Origin of the sequence: Arthrobacter sp. W4I7 (assembly GCF_030816215.1) — a bacterium.
In the GTDB taxonomy this organism is placed as follows: Bacteria; Actinomycetota; Actinomycetes; order Actinomycetales; family Micrococcaceae; genus Arthrobacter; species Arthrobacter siccitolerans_A.
Genome location: NZ_JAUSXU010000001.1, coordinates 4,088,945 through 4,109,265, shown reverse-complemented (window position 1 = coordinate 4,109,265; position 20,321 = coordinate 4,088,945). Strand labels below are relative to the sequence as shown.

The following is a 20,321-nucleotide window of genomic DNA, read 5'->3' as shown; positions in this document are numbered from 1 at the left end:
GGCGGCCAGGTTAACAGTCAGGAGAGGGCGATGGGCGAGGGACCAGTACTGGTAGTAGGCGGCACTGGCATGGTCGGCGGCCAGGTGGTCACCGAGTTGTTGAACCGGGGGAAGCAGGTGCGTGCCCTGGTGCGCGAGGGCTCGGATGCGTCGACGTTGGAGGCTGCGGGCGTGGAGATCGCCCGCGGGGACATGATGGATCCGGACTCGCTGCTTCGGGCCATGGCTGACGCGGATGCCGTGGTTACCACCGCCGCCGGCTACACCAGGCACCGGAAAGGCGACAGCGCTGTGATCGACACAGTGGGCAACTCGAACCTCGCTGATGCTGCGAAACGTGCCGGCGTCCGCAGGTTTGTCTTCACCAGCATCCTGACCTGCGACCAGACGCCCAACGTCCCGCACTTCTGGCACAAACGGCTGATGGAGGACCGGCTGCAGGCCCTCGGCGTCCCGTTTGTGGCATTACGTCCCGGCGCTTTCCTGGACCAGGTGACCCGGTTTGGCGGCGACCCCATCACCAAGCACAGGGTCAGATGGTTTGGTTCGGCAGGAATCCCGCTGACGTTTGTCCTCACGCCGGATCTGGCTGGATACCTGGCGGCCGCCGTGGATGTACCGGGCGTGGAGGGCCAGCGGATCGATATCGGCTGGGACCGGCCCATCTCCATGCAGGAGTTTGCCGACATTGCGGAGCGGCTGACCGGTGAGGAGATCCGGGTGCAGTCCGTTCCCGTGAAAGGTGTGCAGGCGGCGGGTGCGCTGCTCGGGCCGTTCAATTCGATGGTACAAAGTACGGCCGCCATGATGGGCTGGTTCCTAAACCGGCAAGTACGTTGCCGACACAACGCAACAGGCCGAGGTTTTTGGCGCTCCCCCCACCGCAGAGGATGCCGTGCGCCGGCTCATCGTCAGCCTGGGGCACGCCTTAAGAAGCTAGGCGCCACTCCAACGCCCGCAGGGAACCCTGCGGGCGTAGGAGCGTGCTGCTAGCCCGCCGTCAGCAGGTGCGTGAAGTGGTCGTACCGGAAGGTGACTGCGCCGCCGTCGTGCTCAAACGGAATATTGCCGCCGTTCGGCATGCCGTTGGCGCCGTAGTTCACGTTCCAGGACCGGTCCAGCGCCGCCTTGAACTCGTACATGCCTGCCGGCAGGTCCGGAACGGTCAGCTTCCACACCAGGTCGGCAGGATCCAGTGCGAGCTGGGCCTGGTTGCACTCGGGCAGCCAATCGCCGGTGCAGCCCAGCTCAGACCCCAGGCTGCCGGCGACCGAAACGGCCTGCGGCTGCTGCGACGTGTAGACGGTGCTCAGCAGGTGGGTGCTGTTGTCGTAGCGGAACGTGACGGGCCCGACCGGGTGGTCCAGCACGATATTTGATCCGTTCAAGGCACCGTCGGCTCCGTAGTTCACATCCCAATTGCCGTTAAGGGCGGCCTTGTACTCGTACTTGCCGGCGGGAAGATCAACGGTCAGGCGCCAGATCTTGTCCGCGGGATCCAGGACCATCTTGGCCCGGGTGCACGCGGGGTCCCACTGCGCAGGGCAGCCCATGACCTGGTTCAGGGAACCGGCTATCGTGACCGAATCCGGCTGCGGCGCTTCGCCTATGGTGACGGTCCGGACGCCGCTGACGACGTTGAAACCGATGCCAGCCATGCTGGCGCGGTACCGCAGCTGGGTTCCGTCCGCGAGGCCCGACACGTCGTCCTTCACCGAGTACACCGGTGAGGAGTCGTCCGAGCCAACTGCGGTCCAGTCCCCGCCGGCGACGCTGCGTTCGAAGGCCACCACGTGGCTGGCCTTTTCCGGGTCTGCCGTGGCACTGAGCTCCAGCGAGCCCTTGACGCTGCTGCCCTCAACCGGCTTCTGGAGCGTGAGGACTGGTTCAGGAACTGCGGCGCTGCGGGACTCGGAAGCGGCGGTGTGGCCGCCGTTGTCCAGGACAGTGGCGCGGTACTCCACGGGAGTGCCGGCATCCAAGGCCGCCACGTCATGGAACACCTGGTAGGGCGCCGTGTCGTCCGTGCCGATGGGCTCCCACCCGCCGTCTGCCGTCCTGGCCTCGAAGGTGACCTCGTAGAACGAAGAACCGTCGACGTCGGCCGCCACCTTAAGCCGCCCGTTGTCACCTTGTGCCGGGGCCGGCTCCTGGAGGACGACGGCGGGCGCCGCTTTGGATTGCGGAATCCGGCCGGAGGACTGGTAAACCACGGCGGAAAGCGGGGGAACCGTGACCGTCAGCTTGCCCTCTGCGGTCGTTTTGACCTCGTCCGCGCCTTCGCCGTAGATCCTGGTGTAGGTGCGCTTGTCGATGTAGGTGGGCACTTCCGCGGTCTGCGGCTGCTCACTGTTGTTCAGCGCCACCACGTACTCGCGCTGGTCCCCGGCGTTCGTTCGGGAGAAAGCATAGATGCCGGGACCGATCGAGGCGCAGCGGTGCTGGTGGGCGCCGTCGCGCAATGCCGGGTGTTCCTTCGCCAGTCCTGCGAGCTGGCTGATCTTGCCGTAAAGCGGGTGCCCGGTGTTGAAGTTGTCCGTGGCATGGGTTGCATCGGTGCCCAGCAGGTCGTCGTCGAGGTACTCCGGAACCTGGCTGGCAAAGAGCGTCTGCCGGGCATCCTGGTCCCCGCCGGGGCCGGTGAAGCCCTGCTCGTCGCCGTAGTAGACCACTGGGTTGCCGCGGGAGAAGTACATCAGCTCGTGGGCCAGCTGGTCCCGGGCCACCTGCTCCGCATCAGTTGATCCGGGATTGTCCGCCGCGATGAAGCTGCCAATGCGGCCCATGTCGTGGTTGCCCAGGAAGGTGGGAAGCTCGTAGACGTTTGAATCCGCGTCCGTATACCAGTCGTCGCCTGCGAAGAACGTTTCCAGCGCGGTTGCGTCCTGGCCCTTGGAGGCGAAGTTGCGGGCTGCGTCCTGGAAGGGGAAGTCCAGCACTGCCTGCATGTTGTTCCGGGTGGTGAACTGCGAGGTGAAGCTCTTGGTGGTGTCGAAGACCTCGCCGAACATAAAGAACTCGTCCTTGCCGTGCTCCTTGGCGTAGCTGAGGACGTCGGGGCCGAATTCCTGCCAGAACTCGTTGTTGACGTGCTTCATAGTGTCGATCCGGAAGCCGTCCACGCCGAAGTCGCGGATCCAGGTCTGGTAGATGTCCTTCATCCCGTCCACCACTTTGGGGTGCTCGGTGAAGAGGTCATCCAGGCCGAAGAAGTCACCGTAGAACGAGTCCTCGCCCACAAAAGTGGTGTCGCCGCGGTTGTGGTAGAGCGTGGGATCGTTCAGCCAGGCGGGAACCTTCAGGTTTTCTTCGCCCGGATCCAGCACGGGTTCGTAGGGGAACGATGTGGCCGGGTCGAGTTTGGGGAAGCTCCCCGTGCCCGCGTAGTCCCGGTCATCGAATGCGGTGCCTTCCGCCGTCTTGTAGGGCATTGCGTCCTTGGAGACATAGCCCTCCCGGGGGTGGTCGCCGTAGCCGATGACGTCAGCGGTGTGGTTGGTGATGATGTCGAAGTACACCTTCATGCCGCGGCTGTGGGCTACGTCGATGAGTGCCTTGAGTTCGTCATTGGTGCCAAGGTGGGGATCGATCTGGGTGAAATCCGTGACCCAGTAGCCGTGGTAGCCAGCGGACTTGTCCTCGGGCTGCACCGCCTTGTTCTTGAAGCTGGGGGTCAGCCAGATCGAGGTGGTGCCCAGGCCCTGGATGTAGTCGATCTTCTCCAGCAGGCCGGCCAGGTCGCCGCCGTTGTAGAACCCCTTTTTGGTGGGATCAAAGCCGGACACCATAGGGTCGGTGCCCAGGCCGCCATCGTCGTTTGCGGTGCTGCCATTGCTGAAGCGGTCAGCCATGACGAAGTAGAAGTTCTCGTCCGTGACGGGCCCTCGAAGGCTGTGCAGGGCCGACGTCGAGCCCGGGTTTTTGTTGTTTTGTCCATTAGCGTCTGGGTCTTTGGTGCTGGGGGCGGCCTGAGCGGGAAGAACGGAGGCGGAAAGGGCAACTGTCGCGGCCACGAGCGCAGCTGCCGCGCGCGTTGTGGTCCTGGCGGCGGTTCGAGCCCCGGAGGCGAGTTCACTTCGGCTGAGCTTTGGATGAGGTGTGATGGCTGATCTTGTGTTTGTTCTGGTGCTCGTTTTAGCGCGTGGGAATGCGCTGGGGAGGGTGCGGAATTTCAAGGAAGAGACCTTTCCTGGGAGCTGCGCTGCTATACAGGCTTGCCGGGGCAAGGGGTGTGGCACGAGGGTGCTTTGGCCGATAAGGGCCCGGCTCCTGTGAACCACGTCACAACTGTAAGCGCTTGCACTGAATAACTCCAGCGTTTAGGGAAAGCCTCTACGCCGCAGTGTTGGTGCAGCATGACTGCGTGGAGGGAGCCGTACGCGTTGCGGGACTTGCCGTCACGGAGCCTGCACCACGGCCGTCGGCCACGGCGTTTCTGGACTTGCCGTCACGGGGCCGGCACCAGGGCCGTCGGCGACGGCGTTTCTGGACTTGCCGTCACGGGGCCGGCACCAGGGCCGTTGGCGACGGCGTCTGCAGGTCGTGGACCAAAGGGCCCGGTATCCCGCTGGCAGGGTCCAACTCGAAAGTGGCGATGTTGTCCGAGCGTTCGTGGGCAACGTGAAGCCAGTTTCCCCTGACGATGTGGTGGCGCGGCCAGTTTCCTCCGCTGGGAAGGTCCTGGACGGGTAGCAGTTCCGTCCCTTCGGCAGCGACGTCCAGCACGCTCAGAAGGTTCGAACCGCGCACACCCACGTACGCGTGCCTGCCCTCCTGGTCCAGGCAGATTTCGGCTGCGGAGTCATCCGGCATGCTGCCGCCGGAGGTTGCCGGACCCCGGAAAACGAGCTCAAAGGTGCCCGCCTCGGGCCGGACTACGAAAACCTCGATGGAGTATTCCGAAACGACGAAGACGTTACCGCTGGAATGCTGCACCAGGTGGCGGGGCCCGCAGCCGAAGGGGAGTGCCACCTCGTGGTCCGCTACCAGTCCTGATCCCGGCACATAGTTCCAGATGCGGAGGGTGTCATGCCCCAGGTCTGTTGTCATGATACGGCCGTCCTGCAGCATGAGGCTGGCATGGGCGCGGCTCTGCCGGGGCTCACCCGGGGTCCGGAGAGAGTGTGGATCCACTGAACCGGGCGCGGGGAAGCGTGCTGTGATGGCGCCGTCGGCATCCAGTTCGTAGAGCAGTACTTGGCCGTCCCCCCAGCAGGCGGCGGTGAGGAAGCGCCCCTGGGGGTCTACCGCCACATGGCAGGTTGCTTCCCCGGCTGGCTGGGGCTCGCCAAGCGGCTCAAGCCCGAAATCGCCCGTGCGCCGGAAGGCCCGCACCATCTTGCGCTGCTCGGCCACTGCGTACACCACGGGCAGGGTGGGATGGACGGCAACGAACGACGGCGAATCGGCCTTGGCTGCCGCACCCAGCCATTCCAACCTCCCATCCGGGTGGGCGGACAAGGCTCCAATCCCTTCTGCCCGGCCGCCGCCGTCGGAGGTGTAGGTGCCGGTCCAGATGATGGGGTGCTGAGCAGGGGAAGTCATAGGTCAATCCTGCCAACAAAGTCCCCGCATTCGGGGCAATGACGGATTAGCATTGGATTCCAGCCATGGCAAAGGGAGGTGAGTCCTATTCCTGCTTCATCAGTTTTGGGTACTCCCTTCCACTGCCGCCCGGGCCGCCAGGGCTAGTTCGGAGAAGCTGCTGGAAGACGTGCGAGTGCCCGCCGGCCCACCGAAAGGCGCTCCCATGCCGCGTCCCGAATCACCGGCCCGTCCCGTTTTTGGCGAAATTGTCACCCTCCTAAGGGCCGCCGGCTGCGTCTTCGCCGAAGATGAAGCGCAGTTGCTGTTGTCCGAAGCGTCCGGCCCTGCGAAGCTCACCGAATGGATCAGGCGCCGTGTTTCCGGTGAGCCACTTGAATACATTGTTGGCTGGGCCGGGTTTTGTGGTCTTCGCATTGCCGTTGATCCAGGTGTCTTTGTGCCGCGCCTGCGCACGGAACTCGTTGTTTCTGAGGCCGTTACGCTGCTGCGGAAAAACCGCACGGCAGGCGCTGAGCCGGGGGCCGTTGTTGATCTTTGCTGCGGATCGGGGGCCGTGGGTGTGGCGGTTGCTTCCCAAATGCCGGTGAAGGAACTTCACGCAGCGGACATCGATTCCGCGGCCGTGGAGTGCGCACGCCGGAACCTCGCGACCATAGGCGGGCAGGTCCATCAAGGTGATCTCTATGCCGGGCTTCCCTTCCGGCTCCGCGCGCAGGTGAAGCTCATTGTGGTGAATGCTCCGTACGTACCCACGGACGTGCTGCCCACCATGCCGCCCGAAGCCAGGATCTATGAGCCGCGGATCTCGCTCGACGGCGGCCCGGACGGCTTGAGCCTCCACCGCCGAATCATCGGCGACGCTCCGGAGTGGTTGGATCCGGATGGTCATCTTGTCATCGAAACCAGTGAGCGTCAGGCAGCTGGAACGGCCGGCATCATGGCTGCAGCCGGACTGGCCGCACGAACTGTTCACTCGGAGGAGCTGGACGGAACGGTAGTGGTTGGCACCCGGCGCCTCGTGTAGTGACAGAAGCGCAGAGCTTTTCGGCGTCCCTTTTTGTTGCCAGTTCCAGGAACGCGGCTTCCCGAGGCATCGGAACGGTGATGCTCAAGCCCCCGGGTGAACCTGCTTTTCTTACCAGCGGCATCGATGCCTGAGGTCCTCGAACCGGTCCCACGGCCAATGCGCCCGTCGTCCGATCCAAGACATTTTTCCCGTCGGCAGACGTCCGTTTTGCATACATACCCGTCACCTTGGTGCTGGGGGCGCCGCTGAGGTTCTGTGTTTTCTTTGCGCAGGTTATTCGCGGGGCGCCGGGGGTGGGGGTGGTTTGAAGTAGGTGTTTTGTTGGGGTTTTTGGTGGGGGTCGAGGTGTTTTGGGGGTGTGAACCAGGGCGCGCCGTTGGTGGTGGTGATGGTCCATTGTTCTTTGTGGATGAGGTGGTGGTGGCCGCTGCAGAGGAGGACGCCGTTGTTGGTGTTGGTTTGTCCGTCTTGTGACCAGTAGGTGATGTGGTGGGCTTCGCACCAGGGTGGGGGGATGGTGCAGTTGGGGAAGGCGCAGCCTTGGTCGCGGGCGGTGAGGGCGGTGCGTTGGGCTGGGGTGAAGAGCCGGGTTTTGCGGCCGAGGTCGAGGATTTCGCCGTGGGTGCCGAGGAGTGCGGGGATGATATCGGCGTCGCAGGCGATTTTGCGCAGGGTGGCGGCGGCGACGGGTCCGGTGAAGACGAAGTTCCCCGTGCCCGTGCCCGTGTTCGCGGCGGGACTTGTCGGCGTGGGGGTGCTGCCGGTGCCGCTGCTGCCGCGGCCGGGGTCTGGGTCGTTCCAGGCTCCTGTGTCTGCCCCGGTGGTGGCGCCGTGGTGGTGGGGGAGGAGGTCTTGGTAGTTGATGGTGGCGATGATTTGGGGGCGGTTGCCGCCGGTCGTGGGCAGGGCGTTGGTGGCCAGGGCTACTTTGGCGGCGCCGACGAGGCCGTCGAGTTGTTTTTGTGGCCGGGTGCGCCGGTCCAGGTCCGGGCCGGTGTTGTTCTCGTTCCAGAGCCCGTCCTGGGTGGTGCGGTCCTCTTCTCCGGTGCCGCCTTCGTTTTCTCCGGTGCCGCCTTCGTTGGTGCTGCCGTTGGTACTCGTGGCTGCTGCGGGGGTGGTGCCGGTGGCGGTCTGGTCTGCGGTGCCGGTGGTGCGGGGGTTGGTGGCGGTGTTCATGACGGTCAGGAGGTGTTCGTATTGGTCGGTGGTGGCGAAGATTTCGAGGTGGTGCAGGCCGTGGCGGGGTTTGCGGATGAACGCGCCTTGGGTGTGGCGGAGGGCTTCTTCGCTGGGTTCGGTGCCGTCGGCGTCGATGGTGTCGGCCCAGCGGCGGGCGACGCGGGCGAGGAAGTCGGGATCAGCGGTCGCAGCGGTGGTGGTGAGGTTTTCCTCGATGAGGGCGAGTTTCCCGGGGGTGGTGAGGTGCTGGAGCCGGTTCAGGGTCAGGCTGATGATGGTCCCGGCCCGGGACGAAACCGCGGGGATATTGGCGGGCGGGTTCTCGGTATGGTCCTCGGAGCCGGGGCTGGCTTCGGTGCCCGTGGTGTCTTCTGTGTCGGTGCCGGTGGTGTCTTCGGTGTTTGTAGCGTCTGTGCCTGTGCTGGCGGGTGTGGGGGTGAGGGCCGCGGCGAGGTGTTCGCGGGGCGCGGGGATGGTCTCGCCGGTGAGTGTGGTGGTGGGCAGGATGTCTGCTGCGAGGGCCAGACGGCGGTTGGCTTCGCTTTTGCCGATCCGGAGCCGGAGCCGGAGGAACTCGGCGGTGTTCGCGCAGCCGTCATCGGCCGGTGAGGTGATGACCCGGCCATGGCCGCCCGTCCCGGTGCCGGTCTCGTTCCCGGTGCCGGGCCCCGTCCCGGTGTCACAGGCTGTCGGTTCGCCGGGCCAGTTGGTGTCGGTTTCGTTCAGGGTTTCGACCCCGTTGTCCCAGCCCGTGACCCAGGTCTTGCCGGTACGGGAGCGGCTGGCCCGGGCGGCGTCCGCAGCGGCAACGGCTTGGGTCCGGGTGCGGTCCACGGTCCCGGCAGAGAGGACCTGCAGGTACTCCACCCCGCGGGAGAGATCCTCCACCTCGCCGGCATAGTTGGCGGCTTCAACATAATCGGCTCCCGCAAGCATCCCGGGTGCGGCGGCAGCGGCCTCGGCCAGGAGCCTGCCGATCTCCGCCAGGCTCAGAGGCTCCCCGGAACGCGCGACCGTACCAGCCGGGAGTGATACCGAATCAAAGGGCCCAGCAACTGCCGTCGGAGCTTCATCGGGCGCCGATGCTTGGACCGGCACGGACCCTTCCGGCACGGAATCTACTAGTCCGGATTCTGTTGGTGCAGCGGCTGCTGGCCCGGATTCTATTTGTGCGGAATCTACTAGTCCGGATTCTGCTGGCCCTAACGCTGCTGGCCCCAACACTGCTGGCCCCAACACTGCTGGTTCGAACGCTGCTGGTCCGAACGCTGCTGGTGCCGACTCAGCCGGCACCGCCCCGGCCGGTACGGCGCGAAGGGGCCATCCGGGACTAAGCCGGGTGCCGTCGTCGGCCTCGGAGGCGGCAGGCGAGCCCGGGATGCCGGATCCCGAATCAGTGAAGCCTGAATCAGTGAAGCCCTCCGCCGGCGGCCGGGCTGCAACACCAGCCCGCCCAAGCACCACGACGTTACCGCCGTATTCCGCAGGCCGTTCCCCAATGGCTTCCATAGGTCTACTCTGCCAAAGGGCACCGACAAAAGTGGCTGCTGCAGTAGCTATGTGGAAAACTCCCGGGCGCCTGACAGTTCCAGCACATGTCAGTCCAAGTTGCTCCCCCGTGAAGGGGCCGGGCCAGTTAGAACGCGGGTTGGTTTAAACGCCGCCGGCCGCCGCGTCCCCCAAGGATCGCGACGGCCAGCAAAACCATCTAGTTGTAGCACATCAGCACTGCCGCTCCTTGTCACACGGGGAACGGCGCGTAATGAGCCAACGAGTTAGCTACGCCTTGGACTCCGTTTCGCCGCTGGAGGTATCCAGGTTGAGCGTCTCGGGATGCGTGCTGTGCGCCGGGATGTGGCTGTCGTCAAGGCCCGCGGCCGAGGAAGGAGTGCCTGCCGCAGAAGCCGTGCCAGCGGTGCCGGCGCTACCCGACGTGCCAGGCCCGCTTGAAGTGCCAGCGGAGGCAGCTGCTGTAGTTCCACCGTCGGACGTTGAGGACTTGCCCTCACCGGACGAGCCTTCCCGGTGCATTGCGGAGCCGATCACGGTGCCTGCGCGGCGGGCCGCCTCAGTCAGCTGATCCGCAACTTCGGGGGCTTTTTCCTTGATGGCCTCGGTGGCTACGGTCACTTTGTCCTGGACAGGCTTGCTGTCCCAGATTCCAGCGGCCCGCGCCTTGAGCTTGTCGTAGGCTGCGCGGCCTGACCGCGACCCGAGAATGTACCCCGCGGCGATTCCGACACCCAAAAGAAGTTTGTTTTTCATGGTGAACTCCTGCTCCGTGAGAAGGTTTTCAATTCCGGACCGGGACAAAGCCGGAGGCCGGGAAAGGGAAAACCGGCCCGGGGATGATGTCCCCAGGCCGGTTTCCTGGCTGGTGTGCCAGTTAGCGGCGCGCGCCGCGGTTGGTGACCAGGCCGTACACCAGCAGCACGATAAGCGCGCCGCCGATGGCCAGCAGCCACGTCTGCAGGGAGAAGAACTCCTGCAGTCCGCTGCCGAAGATCATTCCGCCGATCCAGCCGCCGAGGAGTGCCCCGACGACGCCCAGCACGAGGGTGACGAGCCAGCCGCCGCCCTGCCTGCCGGGAAGGATCGCCTTAGCGATCGCACCAGCAATAAGTCCGAGAATCAAGAATGCAATAAATCCCATTTTTCGTTCCTCTTCCTAAGTAAAGGAGGCCCCCGGATCCCGGAAGCACTTCATCCTTCTGCCCCAATAGTAATCATGCTTACTATCTATTTGCCAACCCGGTGTTAAGAAAAAGCCCATTTCAGGACGTTTGTCAGTGCCCTGTGACGTCCGAATCGTTGCCTGCGTTTGGGCCCTCGTCGAGGATGGCCAATTCTGCGAGATCCTGCGGATCCAGGGCGAAATCGAAGATGTCCAGGTTCTCCCGCATACGCTCCGGATTTGCCGTTTTGGGAACCGCAACAATTTCATTCTGGATATGCCACCGCAGCACCAGTTGGCCGGGGGTTTTCCCATGCTTTTCCGCCAGTTGGGCCAGGACGGGAGCGCTCAGCAGGGGAGCGCCATTCCCGCCCAAGGGGCTGTAGGACTGTGTGACGATGCCGTGCCGGTCATGGAATTCCCGTTCCGCCGTCCGGGTAATGGCCGGACTGAGCTGGATCTGGTTCACCGCCGGCACCACCCCGGTGTCGGCCATCAGCCGCTCGAGGTGGGCCGGCTTGAAGTTGGAAACGCCGATGGAACGGACCTTGCCCTCCGCCTGCAACCGCTCAAAGGTCTTCCAGGTGGACACGTATTCATCGCGCTGGGGAAGGGGCCAGTGGATCAGGAGCAAGTCCACGTAATCGAGCCCCAGCCGCTCCAGCGCCCCGTCCAGCCCCTCAATGGCGCGGTCGTTGCCCTGGTACTGCCCGTCCAGCTTGGTGGTGATAAACAGCTCCTCACGGTCCACTCCGCTGGCCCGGACGCCGTTCCCCACGCCACGCTCGTTGCCGTATTTCACGGCGGTATCGATGTGCCTGTATCCGGCTTCCAGGGCCTGTACGACGGCGGTGGCCGCCTGGTCGTCGTCCAGCGGCCAGGTGCCGAGGCCCAGTTGGGGGATGGAATGGCCGTCATTGAGTTTGGTCAGCGGTGCAAGTGTCATTCCAACAGTCTCTCCCTTATGTGCCTGTCCTAGGCCCCGAAAGCGCGCAGAATATTTTCGACGTTGTACGTCAGGGACACGCGGGCGGTGTCGGACACCTTGTCCGGGCCCTTCTGCTGGCCGAGGAAGTCCGCGAAGCGCTGCAGGGCCTGTGCTGCCTTGCCGGCGTCGCCGTCTTCCACGGCTTTCGCCGCCTGCTGTACGTTCGCCGCCAACTGGCTGCCTACCGGCCCGGCCACGTCTCCGGACTCCACCAGGTCTTCCACAACGTGCTGCAGCGCCTTCACGCTGCCGGGCAGCCACGCCGCCCGCAGGGGGACGTCCGCGAAGTCCATATCGGAGGCGAAGTAGAAGTCCGTGTAGGCAGGCTGGTTGTAGGCAGTGCTCTGCCGGGCAACCTCTGCACGGTACTGCGGATCGTGCATCAGAGTGTAGAGCTTGTGGCTGGTCACTTCGGTGCTGAGGTACATCCGCAGCGCGGAGCTGTCCGCGGTCCTGACCAGCAATTCCTCGCGCCAGTCACCCACGACGTCCGCCACCAGGCTGGGGTTGCCCTTGGTGCCGTTATTGGTACGCGTGCCCGTGGCGGTGAGGAGCCGGCCGCGCTTCCAGTCGTCGATGGTGGGCGTCTGGTCCCCTGAGCCGTTAACGATCTGCGTGGTCATGTCTGCGGACCACTTGATGCTCATGTTGGTGCCGGGAGCAGACGAGGAGAGCTTGCGGCCATCAGCGGACTGCATGCCGATGGCCCAGTTTTCGATGCCGGGAACCGTGGGATCAACGTCACCGATCATGCCGCGGCCGGTGTCCTTGCCCGAGTAGGCGCCGAAGAGGACCTCACCGGTGGCCGCGTCCCGCATGGCGTAGCCGTAGGGCGCGTAGGTGGCTCCTTCATGGACTGTGAAGATTTCCTTGCCCGGACGGGCCGGATCAATGTCCGTGACGTGCATGGCGTCGCCGTGGCCAAGCCGTGCCTCTTCGCCGGGGACGGCGCTGCCGGGTGGCAGGGTGTCGAATGAGCTGTACAGCAGCGACCCGTCGTCGTCGATCGTGGCAGAGCCGTAGACGATCTCCTGCTTGCCGTCGCCGTCCACATCCGAAGCGCTGAGCGAGTGGACGCCCTGCGTGGTGAGCTTGCCGAACTCCGGATCCGTGCCGTCCCGGCCGTGCGGGCTGTCGTTGAAGGGGTTGGTCATGGGCGTCCAGCCGGAGTCCACGTTCCACACGGGGGAGAGGTTGGACCCGTCCCAGGTGTAGGCCGCGAGGGTGCTGCGGGTGTAATAGCCGCGCGCGAAGACTGCTGCGGGCTTCTTGCCATCCAGGTAGGCAACCCCGGCAAGGAACCGGTCCACCCGGTTGCCCGGCTCGATGCGGGCCATGGCGTAATCGCCCCACATCAAGCCGTCGTCGGTCCTGCCAGGCTCATAGGCGACCGTCTTCAGCTCCTTGCCGGTGGCGCCTTCGAACACGGTGAGGTACTCGGGGCCGGAGACGATGAACCCCTCAAAGGCGCGCAGGTTGTTCCGGGCGCTGCGGGACGGGGCGTAGACGTCCACGAAGTAGTCGGTCAGGGCCTCGGCATCGGCCTGGGACAGCGGATACTTGTACTTCGGCGCGATGCCGAACGCTTCCTCCAGGGTGGCTGGCCAGTGGCCGGCCTTCACCTCCGGGTGCTCAGTCCAGCCCTGGAAGGTCTTCACCATGTGCTGGTAGTAGTCGGCAGCGCTCATGCGGTAGTCGTCGGAGTTGGAGTAGCCGGCGTTGACGTCCGACTGCAGGAGGGAAATGAAGTTCTCGGAGGCGGCGCTTCCGTCGGCGTTGAAGCTGGTGCTCTTGGTCCCCGGGGCGGTCTTCATCATCATCTCGGCGCGCCCGTCGCCGTCGAAATCATTGACCAGGAGCTGGGTGTAGTGGGCGCCGGAGCGGATGTTCACGCCCAGGTCGATCCGGTGGAGCAGTGTGCCGTCCGCCTTGTAGGTGTCCACGTAGGTATTGCCCGTGTAGCCCACCTGGGAGACGTCCTTGGAGTTGTTCGGGTCCCATTTGACGACGAATTCGTACTGGCCGTCGCCGTCCACGTCGCCGATGGATGCGTCGTTGGCAGCGTACGTGTAGGCCTGGCCGGCGGGGGTAACGCCGTCGGCCGGCTTCTTCAGCGGGATGTCCTTGAAGTTGCCGCCCCAGGAGGTGGCGGTTGCGCTGCTGTCCAGTTCAACGCCGCCGACGACGGCACGCACCTGATATGCCGAGGTTGCGGTTCCGGCGGGGTCCAGGAAGTTGGTGCTGTCCGTGACGGTTACCAGCTTCTGGCCGTCCCGGTAGACGTTGAAGTCGGTGCCGGTGAGGCCTTTGGCAGAGGACCCGGTGGCTTCGTGGCCGAGCAGGCGCCAGCTGAGGAACACTCCTTCCGACGTCTTGGCAGCCACCAGGCCGCGGTCCAGATGGTCCAGCTGGACGTCGGGCGTACCTGGCTTGTAAGAGGAGTCGACGGCGGAGGCTGGGGCTGCGAGGCAGCCGAAAGTGAGGGCCACGCCAACGGCGGCGACGGACAGGAGGCGCGCGGGGATACGGCTCGGATTCATCAGTGAATCCTTTCAATTCTTGAACGGGAAAACGCTTCCCCAGTAACCTAGTGGCGACGGGCGGACAACACAAGCCCTTGTGGCACGCGTGGAAAGCGGGTATTTAGAACGTTGTAGGTTATGCCGTCGGAGCGGCTCAGGCCCCGCGCCGGGCCCAGCCGGTCAACCTGTCACTCAGGTCCATGAACCCCTGGTCCACCACCTGAAGATCGGGGTTGGCGTCGTACCAGTCGACAATTTCGCGGGCGCCATCAGCAAAGGGGATGGTGGCGACGTAATCGGGCACCAGGGACTTGATTTTGGTGTTGTCGAAGACCACCGAATGGGAGCGGTCACCCAACAGGTTTGCGCCGAGCTCCTCGCTGTGCGCGGCGATGGTTTCTGATGCGACGTGAACCAACTCCGGCTCGCGGACCCCGGCTGCCCGGGCGAACAACTGGTAAATCTGGTTCCACGGCAGGTACTCATCGGACGTGATGGTATAGCTCTCACCCACCGCTTGGGGCCGGCCCAGGAGCCCGACGAAGGCCTTGGCGAAGTCCTGGCTGTGGGTCAAGGTCCAGAGCGATGTTCCGTCGCCGTGCACCATGACCGGGAGCCCGGCGCGCATCCGGTGGATATCTGTCCAGCCGCCCACCATGGCGATCTTGGTCCGGTCATAGGTGTGCGACGGGCGCACCACAGTTACCGGGAAATCCTGCTCGCGGTAGGCCTCGTAGAACAGTTCCTCGCAGGCAATCTTGTCCCGGGAATACTGCCAGAACGGATTTTTCAGCGGTGTGGATTCCCGGATCGGCAGCCGGGTTGGCGGCTTCTGGTAGGCGGACGCGGAACTGATGAAAACGTACTGGCCGCTCCGGCCGGCGAACAGGTCCAGGCTGGCCTTGGCCTGGTCCGGTGTGTAGGTGATGAAGTCCGCAACGGCGTCGAACTCCCTTCCGCCCAGCGCTTCCCGGACGGCCGAGGCGTCCCGGACGTCCGCGGACAGGGTTTCCACCCCTCCCGGGACCGGCCTGGTGGACCGGCCCCGGTTGAGGATTGTCAGCCGGTGGCCCAGCGCGACGGCGCGCTGTGCCGCCGCCGCGCTGATGACCCCTGTGCCGCCGACGAAAAGGATGCGTTTCGGCGCCACCGTATCGGCCCCGCGAACGAGTGGGTTCACCACGCGTAGTCTTCCGGAGCAGTCTTGTGCCCCGGGAAAATGTCATCGAGCCGCTTGAGGGCATCGGCGTCGAGCGTGACGTCCAGGGCCCGTACTGCGGCGTCGAGCTGTTCCTGGGTCCGCGGCCCCACGATAGGCGCCGTGACGGCGGGCTGGTGCAGCAGCCAGGCGAGGGCCACATCGCCCGGTTCCTGTCCCAGCTCATCGGCAAAGTCCTCATACTGCTGGATCTGGTCCTGGTGCTTCTTAAGCGTTTCCGCGGCGCGTCCCTCGGTCCGCCGGACGCCCTGCTGCTCCTTTTTCAGCACGCCGCCCAGGAGGCCGCCCTGGAGCGGCGACCAGGGGATGAGCCCCAGCCCGTACTGCTGGGCCGCCGGGATGACCTCCAGCTCCACCTGGCGCATGAACAGGTTATAGATGGATTGTTCGCTGACCAGACCGGTGTAGTTCCGCCGCCGCGCCGCTTCCTGCGCCTGGGCAATGTGCCACCCGGCGAAGTTGCTGCTCCCTGAGTACAGGATCTTGCCCTGCTGGACGGCGACCTCGATGGCCTGCCAGATCTCGTCCCAGGGCGTGTCCCGGTCGATGTGGTGGAACTGGTAGACGTCGATATAGTCCGTTTGCAGGCGCTTCAGGCTCGCATCCAGGGCACGCCGGATGTTCAGCGCGGACAGCTTCGATTCGTTGGGCCGGTCCGTCATGGTGCCGTACAACTTGGTAGCCAGCACCGTGTGCTCGCGGCGCTCGCCGCCCTTGGCGAACCAGCGGCCGATGATTTCTTCGGTCCAGCCTCGGTGCCCGGTGCCGCCGTACACGTTGGCGGTATCAAAGAAGTTGATGCCGTTTTCATGCGCGGAGTCCATGATGCTGTGGGCATCGGCCTCCTCGGTCTGCGGGCCGAAGTTCATGGTCCCCAGGCAGAGCCGGGAGACTTTCAGGCCTGAGCGGCCAAGGTGTGTGTACTGCATTGTTCAAATCCTTTCGGTGGTACAGCTTGCCGGGCCGGTGGTTGAGCCTGTCGGAACCGGTGGTTGAGCCTGTCGGAACCGGTGGTTGAGCCTGTCGGAACCGGCTACAGCTGGGTGAAAGCGGCGACGGCGGGATCGGAGCCAAGCCGCGCTCCCGACTCCAAAGCTGTAATGGCGGCGAACTCCTCGCTGGAAAGCGTGAAGGTGGAGGCGGCGAAGTTTTCCCGGATTCGTGAAGCCTGGCTGGACTTGGGGATGACGATGTTCCCGGCGGCCAGGTGCCAGGCGAGGACCACCTGGGCGGTGGTGGCATTGTGAGCATTGGCGATGGTGGTCACTGCATTGCCGTTCAGGTCCGCGCCGCGGCCCAGCGGGCTGTAGGCTTCCACGGCAATGCCAAGGCTTCGGCACTTGTCTGCCAGCTCCGCCTGCTGGTAGCTGGGGTGCAGTTCGATCTGGTTAACGGCAGGAACAATTTCCGAGGATTCCAGCAGGTTGTCCAGATGATCGGCGAGGAAGTTGGAGACGCCGATGGCGCGGATCTCGTTGTTCTCGTAGAGCCGCTCCAGCTCCTTCCAGGCCTGCACGTACAAGCCCTGGGACGGGACCGGCCAGTGGATGAGGTACAGGTCCACGTAGTCCAGTCCGAGCGCCTTACGGCTGTCCTGGAATGCGGCCTGGGCCCGGTCCTGATCGCCGTTCCGGAGCTTGGTGGTCACAAAGATGTCTTCGCGCGGAATGCCGGCAGCCGCGATCGCTGCGCCCACGCCCTCCTCGTTGCGGTAGGCCGCAGCCGTGTCGATGTGGCGGTATCCCGCTTCGAAGGCGTCCTCGACGGCCCGCTGGGTGTCCTCCGGCGGCACCTGGAAAACACCAAAACCAAGCTGGGGGATGGTGACGCCGTTGTTCAGTGTCAGCTCTGACATGGGGGCTCCTTTGGAAAGTACTGGGGGTGGATGCCGTTAAGTGGATGCCGTCAACTCGACCGCGAGAAAGCGGTTTCCGCTTTGGCTCGCTACTGAGCCTATGCAGTTTTGCCGGCGATGTCAGTAAGTATGGCTGATCTTGTTTTTCCTAGGACTGCCAGTCCTACCTTCGTTGTAGAAATCAGGTGCCGTTGTAGAACCCGGTAGGCAGCGCGGGTCACAATAGTTTGCATGGGTCAAAGCGCGGAGTTCGGAAAATTCCTCAAAGCCATGCGGTCCCGGCTGAGCCCGGAGGACGTCGGCGCCGGGCCAACACCCGGTGCCCGCAGGGTGCCCGGACTTCGGCGCGAGGAGGTGGCTCGGCTGGCCGGAGTCAGCACGGACTACTACGTCCGGCTGGAACAGGGCCGGAACATCCACCCTTCCCGCACAGTCCTGGATGCCGTGTCCCGGGCGCTCCGGCTCAGCACCAGCGAGCATGCACACATGATGGACCTGCTGGAGAACTGCGCCGGGACGCCCCGCTCCACAGGGCAACCGGCGCAGGGCGTCCGCCCCGCACTGCGCCATCTGCTGGAAGCCGTGGGCGACGTTCCGGCCTTGGTCCTGGGCCGCCGCAGTGATGTTCTGGCCGGCAACGGGCTCGCCTTCCTGCTCTTCACCGACTTCCCTGCGCTGCCGCCGGCGGAAAGGAACCTGACCCGTTGGCTCATTCTCGACCCGGCCGCTCGCGAGCTGTTCCGCGACTGGAAGACGGTGGCCGCGGAAGCAGCAGGAGCTCTCCGCCTCGACGTCGGCCGGCACCCCAACGATGCACTGGCGAACCAACTGGTGGGGGAACTGGCAGTCAACAGCGAACACTTCCGGCAATGGTGGGCGGGCCACCGGGTGGCGAGTCGGTCTGCAGGCACGGTCCGCCTGCACCACCCCTCCGTCGGAGACCTTGAACTGAACTTTGAAAACCTTGTCCTCCCGGACGATCCCGACCAGACGCTCAGGGTTTATTCCGCCCGGCCTGGCTCGCCGTCGTCGGACGCCCTTGCCTTGCTGGGCAGCCTTTGCGCCGCCGCCGGGCAGCCGCGCGTGATCCAAGCGGACGCACCGGCAGCCGTCCTGGAAAGCGGGGAGTAGCTGCGCCCGCGGGAGCGCTGTACATTTGGCCAGTCCCGCGCGCTGATTCTGGCCACGAGCCCATTGGGAAGCTGCCGCCGCCTTCCTAGGCTGGAAGCACGAACTGCTTACCCAAGGATGGTCTCAACGATGAAACGCATCGCACTGCTCAAGGAACGCCAGGCTTCGCCCGCCGGCACTCCCTCCACCGCCACCGGCTCGCACTGCCCGGTGTCCGGCCTCTGGAGTCCTGACCACGACCCGCACACAGTGCTGTCCTTCTTCGAAGGCCACGTGTTTCCCGCTTTCGACGGCGTCCCTACCGTGTGGCGGCGACGCTCAGCGGGTACCGTCTCGGCCAACTAGCCTGCCGTTAAACCCAAAACTGGCCCGCAGATAACGTCCCCTCAACGGGTTTTCACGACGTTGCCTGCGGGCCGGTTGGACTTGGTCTAGGACTCTTCCAGCCGGAAACCGAGCTTGATGGTCACCTGCCAGTCGGCGATCTTGCCCTCTTCCAGGTGCCCCCGGATTTCCTTGACTTCGAACCAGTCAAGGTTGCGCAGTGTCTGGGAGGCCTTGGCGATACCGTTGCGGACGGCGTCGTCCACTCCCTGATCCGACGTGCCGACAATTTCAGAAATGCTGTACGTGTGGTTGGACAACTTCGCTCCTCGTGATTGCCTTGGGGCTCCCGGTTGCGGGCCGTTCTTGAAGACTAGTGGCACTTCAAGAGGCTTGACCAGCCCCTTTACACCCGTCCCTACTTTGGATGTATCGCTAAGACGTCCATCCCGCATCGGACGAAGATAGCCAACTATTAGTGCAGGTGGCCGGCACCTGCTCCTCTTTCAACCCGTTCCTGTGCTGCTGGAGCAGGCTCCATGGGCAGGTGGGGGCCGGCCGTGCCGGAGACTTCCGGTGCCAGGGCCTGGTCCGGATAGGCCGAGTTGTACGCGTCCAATACGTTGGTGGGTCGTCCGTTGACCCAGCTGCCTTCTTCGTCAATTCCAGTGCCGCCAAAGTTTCGGATGATTTGAGCGGGGGAGACTCCGGCAGCCAGCTCGAAGGTGTTGTTCCTTGCGATGATGCTGGACTCAACGCCAGCGCCCCAGGAGTACTGGTAGTGTTCCGGGTTGGTCACCCGGTACAGGTTGTTGTAGACGTGCGCCTGCCCGAACCGGACGCGGGGGGCCCGTTTGCTCAAGATCAACCAATTCATTGTGGTGGAGTGTGACGCGCAGCCGCCCGCGGTCCGCTGTGACGCCGTCGCCGTTGCCCCACAGCAGCGATTTGTCATGCCCGATCATCCTGTTCCAAGAGATGGTCACCAGGTCTGCTTGGCGAACGACGTCCAGGAGGCCATCGTGCCGCAGGAAGTACTCACCGAAATACTTGGGCTGTTCGGCGTCGACTGTCGCACCGTCATCAAGTGTCAGGTGGTCCAGCCACACATGGGTTGCGCCGGATACTACAAGGTTGTCCCACTCGGTCTTCCACGTGTCACCGTTCCAGCCGGGGAAGCAGTCGTAGGCGTCGGACAGTTGGAGATTCCGGATAATCACGTTGTCTACCCGGTCGACATTCAGCGTAAAGCCCGTGAGTTGGACATCACCCATGCCAACAATGGTGGTGTTGGCACCGACGTTAATCCTGATTTGCTTCCCCTGGTTTGCGCTTGATGCCTTGCGGGCCACTTCAAGGGGGCCCGATGCCGGTCCCGTCCAATGGGCTGGATCAAAAGCTGCGAGGTAAGCGTCCAGGGAATAGCCGTCCGCTGCATAGTCTTCGCAGGTGATCGGTGAGCCGTCAGAGGTTGTGTTTGCGTTGATGTCCTGTTTTATGTACACGATCTTGGGGGCGTTTCCGGCCACTGCGGCGGCTAGTTCATCCCGCGTTGAAACCTCGTGTACGTCTTCGGGAGCTGCGTTGGCGCCGCCGGTTGTGCCGCCATCAGCGGATGCCCATCCGTCATTATCGGCAAGGACCTGCCGACCCAGTTCGCTGGCTATGGGAGCGCCGTTTGCATTATCCGATGCCGGCAGGGGAACGGAGGAAGTGAGGGCAACAGCTGTGGCCATCACGATGGACAGGGGCAGGGATATCATCTTTGATTCTCCTTAAGAAAGGGGTTTGCAGCCGTCAGTGGAACAGTGCTGTTCGTGGCGTGGCCCGGAGCCCAAGCGGGCGGGTGGTCTGT

17 protein-coding genes are annotated in these 20,321 nt (G+C 64.4%); 4 read left to right on the top strand and 13 right to left on the bottom strand.

The window, feature by feature from the left end:
* Positions 1–30: 30 nt before the first annotated feature.
* Positions 31–993, top strand: a complete 963-nt coding sequence (locus QF047_RS18620) for an SDR family oxidoreductase (RefSeq protein WP_307280102.1) — start codon at positions 31–33, stop codon at positions 991–993.
* On the opposite strand, the gene QF047_RS18615 is transcribed toward QF047_RS18620, so the two are convergent.
* The gene (locus QF047_RS18615; RefSeq protein ID WP_307280099.1) at positions 990–4,013 is read right to left on the bottom strand and encodes an alpha-amylase family glycosyl hydrolase; all 3,024 of its coding nucleotides are present in this window, start codon (positions 4,011–4,013) and stop codon (positions 990–992) included. The genes QF047_RS18620 and QF047_RS18615 overlap by 4 nt on opposite strands.
* 484 nt (positions 4,014–4,497) lie before the next feature.
* Positions 4,498–5,544: a beta-propeller fold lactonase family protein gene (locus tag QF047_RS18610; protein WP_307280096.1), complete on the bottom strand. Its 1,047-nt coding sequence runs from the start codon at positions 5,542–5,544 to the stop codon at positions 4,498–4,500.
* Positions 5,545–5,749: 205 nt separating this feature from the next.
* Between QF047_RS18610 and QF047_RS18605 the strand changes: the two genes are divergently transcribed.
* On the top strand, positions 5,750–6,571 hold the full coding sequence (locus QF047_RS18605; protein ID WP_307280094.1) for a putative protein N(5)-glutamine methyltransferase: 822 nt from the start codon (positions 5,750–5,752) through the stop codon (positions 6,569–6,571).
* A gap of 276 nt (positions 6,572–6,847) precedes the next feature.
* Here QF047_RS18605 and QF047_RS18600 read toward each other — a convergent pair whose 3' ends face one another.
* The 8 genes from QF047_RS18600 to QF047_RS18565 form a co-directional block, all read right to left on the bottom strand.
* Positions 6,848–8,851 carry an HNH endonuclease signature motif containing protein gene (locus QF047_RS18600; protein ID WP_307280091.1) on the bottom strand — a complete coding sequence of 668 codons (2,004 nt, stop codon included), beginning with the start codon at positions 8,849–8,851 and terminating at the stop codon, positions 6,848–6,850.
* Between the two features lie 681 nt (positions 8,852–9,532).
* Positions 9,533–10,018 carry a hypothetical protein gene (locus tag QF047_RS18595; RefSeq protein ID WP_307280087.1) on the bottom strand — a complete coding sequence of 162 codons (486 nt, stop codon included), beginning with the start codon at positions 10,016–10,018 and terminating at the stop codon, positions 9,533–9,535.
* Positions 10,019–10,139: 121 nt separating this feature from the next.
* Complete coding sequence (locus QF047_RS18590) at positions 10,140–10,406, bottom strand: GlsB/YeaQ/YmgE family stress response membrane protein (RefSeq protein WP_091423653.1); 267 nt, start codon at positions 10,404–10,406, stop codon at positions 10,140–10,142.
* Positions 10,407–10,539: 133 nt separating this feature from the next.
* Positions 10,540–11,373 (bottom strand): aldo/keto reductase, encoded by an 834-nt coding sequence (locus QF047_RS18585; protein ID WP_307280083.1) that lies wholly within the window; start codon positions 11,371–11,373, stop codon positions 10,540–10,542.
* 29 nt (positions 11,374–11,402) lie between these two features.
* Positions 11,403–13,955: a rhamnogalacturonan lyase gene (locus QF047_RS18580; RefSeq protein ID WP_307280080.1), complete on the bottom strand. Its 2,553-nt coding sequence runs from the start codon at positions 13,953–13,955 to the stop codon at positions 11,403–11,405.
* A gap of 136 nt (positions 13,956–14,091) precedes the next feature.
* Positions 14,092–15,120, bottom strand: a complete 1,029-nt coding sequence (locus QF047_RS18575) for an NAD-dependent epimerase/dehydratase family protein (RefSeq protein ID WP_307280078.1) — start codon at positions 15,118–15,120, stop codon at positions 14,092–14,094.
* Positions 15,114–16,085 carry an aldo/keto reductase gene (locus QF047_RS18570; protein WP_307280076.1) on the bottom strand — a complete coding sequence of 324 codons (972 nt, stop codon included), beginning with the start codon at positions 16,083–16,085 and terminating at the stop codon, positions 15,114–15,116. Before QF047_RS18570 ends, QF047_RS18575 begins: the two co-directional genes overlap by 7 nt.
* Before the next feature lie 104 nt (positions 16,086–16,189).
* A complete protein-coding gene (locus QF047_RS18565; RefSeq protein WP_307280074.1) occupies positions 16,190–17,011 on the bottom strand; it encodes an aldo/keto reductase in 822 nt (273 codons plus the stop codon).
* A gap of 231 nt (positions 17,012–17,242) precedes the next feature.
* On the opposite strand from QF047_RS18565, the gene QF047_RS18560 reads away from it, so the two are divergent.
* Both QF047_RS18560 and QF047_RS18555 read left to right on the top strand, forming a co-directional pair.
* Positions 17,243–18,142: a helix-turn-helix domain-containing protein gene (locus tag QF047_RS18560; protein WP_307280071.1), complete on the top strand. Its 900-nt coding sequence runs from the start codon at positions 17,243–17,245 to the stop codon at positions 18,140–18,142.
* A 129-nt stretch (positions 18,143–18,271) separates the two neighbouring features.
* The gene (locus tag QF047_RS18555; RefSeq protein WP_306637734.1) at positions 18,272–18,487 is read left to right on the top strand and encodes a hypothetical protein; all 216 of its coding nucleotides are present in this window, start codon (positions 18,272–18,274) and stop codon (positions 18,485–18,487) included.
* Between the two features lie 86 nt (positions 18,488–18,573).
* Here the strand turns inward: QF047_RS18555 and QF047_RS18550 are convergent, their stop codons facing one another.
* The 3 genes from QF047_RS18550 to QF047_RS18540 all read right to left on the bottom strand — a co-directional run bounded on the left by QF047_RS18550 (position 18,574) and on the right by QF047_RS18540 (position 20,229).
* The gene (locus QF047_RS18550) at positions 18,574–18,786 is read right to left on the bottom strand and encodes a dodecin (protein WP_306637735.1); all 213 of its coding nucleotides are present in this window, start codon (positions 18,784–18,786) and stop codon (positions 18,574–18,576) included.
* Between the two features lie 155 nt (positions 18,787–18,941).
* Positions 18,942–19,265, bottom strand: a complete 324-nt coding sequence (locus tag QF047_RS18545) for a hypothetical protein (RefSeq protein WP_307280066.1) — start codon at positions 19,263–19,265, stop codon at positions 18,942–18,944.
* Entirely contained in the window at positions 19,219–20,229 is a 1,011-nt protein-coding gene (locus QF047_RS18540) for a polysaccharide lyase family 1 protein (RefSeq protein WP_307280064.1), read from the bottom strand. Before QF047_RS18540 ends, QF047_RS18545 begins: the two co-directional genes overlap by 47 nt.
* Between the last annotated feature and the right edge of the window lie 92 nt (positions 20,230–20,321).